At 38.8% G+C, this 3,911-nt stretch carries 1 protein-coding gene; it reads right to left on the bottom strand.

Translation table 11 applies throughout. The annotated features are described in order from the left end of the window. Positions 1-168: 168 nt before the first annotated feature. Positions 169-3,699, bottom strand: coding sequence for a PKD domain-containing protein (locus U9P79_04560; GenBank protein ID MEA2103900.1), 3,531 nt, complete (start codon positions 3,697-3,699; stop codon positions 169-171). Between the last annotated feature and the right edge of the window lie 212 nt (positions 3,700-3,911).

Below are 3,911 nucleotides of genomic sequence, written 5' to 3'. Positions count from 1 at the left end.
GTTTTTCTGCGTCGAATCATCCACCAGCTGGTGGAGCCATTGATAAAATAGTAGTTTACGGATGGACAATAATTCGCCATCTTGCGAATGATTTTTTTATTCTTCATTATTTTTTATTTTGGGTACATCCATGACCCAATCCGACGGCTGACAGGTCGAGTTACGATTCTATTTCATTAAAATTATTTTTTTGGTTGATACGATTTTTCCATTTGTTTCTAAAGTATAAAAATAAATTCCGCTACTCACCGATATATTATTTCTATCTTTTCCATTCCACGAAACTGAATTCGCATTCAACTCAGGATTCTTGATTGAATATTTTTTCACTATTTGCCCTTTTATATTATAAATATTTACTGAGGCTGGAATAGAATTATCTTTAACGGAAAAGTTTATCTTCAGATCAGTGAACGCCGGATTAAAAGGATTCGGATAAGAATTAGCAAGAATATTTTGCGATTGTGATGGAATTTGCGGAAAGTCAAATAAACGTGCGATATAATTTTTTATCCGAACATCAGTTTCACCATTTCCAAGCGAATTGTAAATTTCCATAAAATTATTTTCAAATTGGTCAAAATTATTGGGAAGAGTCCACTCACAGTTATATCCTGAATGTGTGTTTTGCCAATTCAAACCGATGGCAAGTACATCTGCGAGATTTACTTCTCCATCTCCATTGCAATCTGCAAATGCAGCCTCCTGGTCAGACCAGATTCCCGGATAATCATTTCCAGTCCACGAAAAGGATATGTTATCTCTTGCAGGTCCGGTTTCCCGAAAATAGATTCCAATAGGAATCACATCGAGGGTGTCAACAATTCCATCGCAATTTGTATCACCAGCCCATACGGATGAATAAGCGTGGATGAAATTTTCTTTTATGATCAAGCCTATAGAATCATTTTCGGTAACAATTTGAAGTGAAACTGAATACGTCCCGGGTTGCTCGTAAATGTGGTTTGGATTCTGCACATTTGCACTATAACCATCACCAAAATTCCAATCCCAGGAAACTATCGGTGAGTTTACCAATCGCGATCTATCGAAAAAAGAAGTTTCAAATGGAGCCGTACCCCAAATTTGATCACATTCAAAATCCGCTTCAATTCTCGGCATTGTGTCCACGATTGCTCTCATCATAATATTCTGCTGAACTCCTTGAGAAGGTCCGAACCATTCCCCGTCAATATATTGATAACTTCGGTTTGCTACAGGATTACCACTATCCATTCCAATTTTGCTATTTCCCAAAACTTCTACCCAACCTACATAAAAATCTTCTTCCTGCTCGAGAATAATATTATCCGAAACAGGTAAAGTGATAACATTCCAAGCATTTGCGCGCAAATTGTAAGATTCAATCATAATCGGTTCTTCAAGAAGCTCATCTCCCGGGAAATTATTGATTCCATTATCATCCCAAACCTGAAACACGAGCTGGCTTTCATTTGTCTTAAGAAAACATTTCAGCCTGATCAAGCGGACAGGATCATTTTGCGGAGATATTTTTACAGCGAGACAATTTAAAGGATTTCCCGAGCTAAAACTCGAATATGCTGTGCCATTATCATAGATGTATTCTCTCGCAGTTGGAATCTCTGCAAAAATCCATTCGATATTGGAAAAATCACTTTCCCCGTTTTCATACAAAGCAGAAATTGAGTAGAAATATGGATAACCAAGCTCAAGATTTTCATCAATAAAAATAGTATCAGTAACTGAGGTAATAATTTCATAAGATTCTTCATCCGCTTGAGAACGATACACGTTGTAGCCAATCGGATCTGTGGCACCTGAAGGGTCATTAACCAAGACCGTAGCAGTAATGCAGATATTTTTCAGATCGGTATATGCATCGAAAATAGACATCCATTGTCCGGCAGCAAAACAGAAACTATGCCCTTGATCCGCTTCATTATCTGCCAAAATTCCCTGATTCGAAGTGTTGAAATTGCTGATTCCCACAAACACACTTTCACCTGACGGGATAACAATTTCACCCCCCAGAACATCTACATTCATGTAGGAATAATGGGGAATATCTTGCACTCCGTTTACTGAATAAAGCACGTTTCCGGGAAGACCGTTTGCATCATCCCAAATTGTTACATCCACTGTTCCGGTAATAATTGCCGGACTTGCAGAGCTGTAGAGCATAAAATTTACGCTTTTCAGAGGAACTGCATAACTGGAATCATTAGTAACTTTGATAGCATAGGGTTGTGCATCATTCACAAAGCTGTTTGCAGAATCTACAACACAATAAACCAATTCTTCAGGAATTCCCAAAAAGGGCATTTTCCATTGCAAAAATGTTTTGGAATTAATTTGGTCATATTCAGCATTTAAATGACGGGCTGGATTGAGGTAAGGCTGAACTTGAACTTCAAAATTATCTATCCGTAAACCGAAAGTGGAAGTGGAATCTGCATTTGTATGAAGCCCAATACGGAATTGAACTGTATTCCCTGCAAGTATTGAAATGTCATTGTATCCCGGGAAAGATTGCGAGAACGGTTGCCAATCCAAAGCATCTCCCGTAAAAACATAATTTGTACCTGAACCACCGGTTGGATTGCTGATATAATTCCATTCGCTCCAATCACCTTCATCCTTAAATCGTATTTCCACACGAATAAAATCGCAATCTGGAAATCCGGCAGGATCATCCAGATCGCTTTGCAAACTCATATCCCACCAGACTTCTGCGTCAGGTAGAATTTCAATTTCCGGACTAATAAGATAATCTTCCATAAAGGGATTGTAAGAGCCGGTTTCCTCATTAAAACAACCCATAGCGTGATATGGGGACGGGAGATTATCTGCTTCGTAAATATGCCAAAGTTGACCGCCGGTTGGAGTGAAAGCATTAAAACCGGTTGCGTCATCACCATTATTAAAATATACGTCCGCTACATTTATATCGTCCACAAAAATACCTGTCCAACTCGGGTGAGCGGGGTTACTATCGTCCCCAACCGTACATTCTGCTCCATCTGAAGCAAAAGAAAAACTGATAATCACATCCTCGCCCTGAAAAGAATCGGGAATTATGAATTGTGAATAATACCATTCGGCAGAACCTCCCCAACCTGGGATTCCGGGAATTCCTGTGGGGCATTCTCCGTGAATAAATCCAAAACTATAAAGACTCGAACAATTATAAACAGGCGTGGGATTAGTCAAAACAGTTGCTTCCCGATAATTCTCCCCAACTTTTCTGATGCGAACATTAAATCCGTCCCAACCATCAAAACTATTGTAAATTCCGGGCGGTTCGATTCCTCTGAATTGTTGAAAAGACAAAATCATTTCCCCGCTTCCGGGCAATTGTATTTCCGGCGTATCCAAAACCTGGTACCAATCGTTTAAATAGCCCCCGTTTATACCAACTTCCGGATTTCCCATCCACCACGATTTCCCTGCTCCTCCATAAGCATTGTAAGTGTCCGTGTGCCAAAACGGTTCACCGGCAGTATCATCCAGAAAAGACCAACCGGATGCTCCGGATTCAAAGTCTTCAAAATAGTCATCCGAATCTCTGCTCGGTATCTGCTGAGGGGAATTTTTCAATCGTGAATGACTGATATTTTGGACTTGCTCTATGGATTGAGTTGCATAAATAGAACCTGTAAAAATAAATAAAGTTAATATACTGATAATTAATTCTATGGTTGAAATTACCTTTTTCATAAAATCCTTAAATTGTTTTTGATTAATTGTAAATTTGTTGTAACTCTTGATTTGAAAGTGGTTTTCTGTGTCAAGCTTTCTGGTTTGGGGGAGCGATACTCCCCATTTTATATCCTCGATTTCATTGATTCGATTTTCTTTCTACAAATTTCTTCAATAAATTATTTTCATCCATGAGTCCACTTAAAAAAGAGGATTTAACCATTTCGCCA

The organism is Candidatus Cloacimonadota bacterium (assembly GCA_034661015.1).
Classification (GTDB): domain Bacteria; phylum Cloacimonadota; class Cloacimonadia; order JGIOTU-2; family JGIOTU-2; genus JAYEKN01.
Note: the sequence above shows the minus strand (reverse complement) of the source record. Positions and strands in the feature narration are given on the sequence as shown.

Excerpts from the sequence above, each read along its gene's own strand:
- U9P79_04560 (MEA2103900.1), bottom strand. The coding sequence starts at position 3,699 with ATGAAAAAGGTAATTTCAACCATAGAATTAATTATCAGTATATTAACT.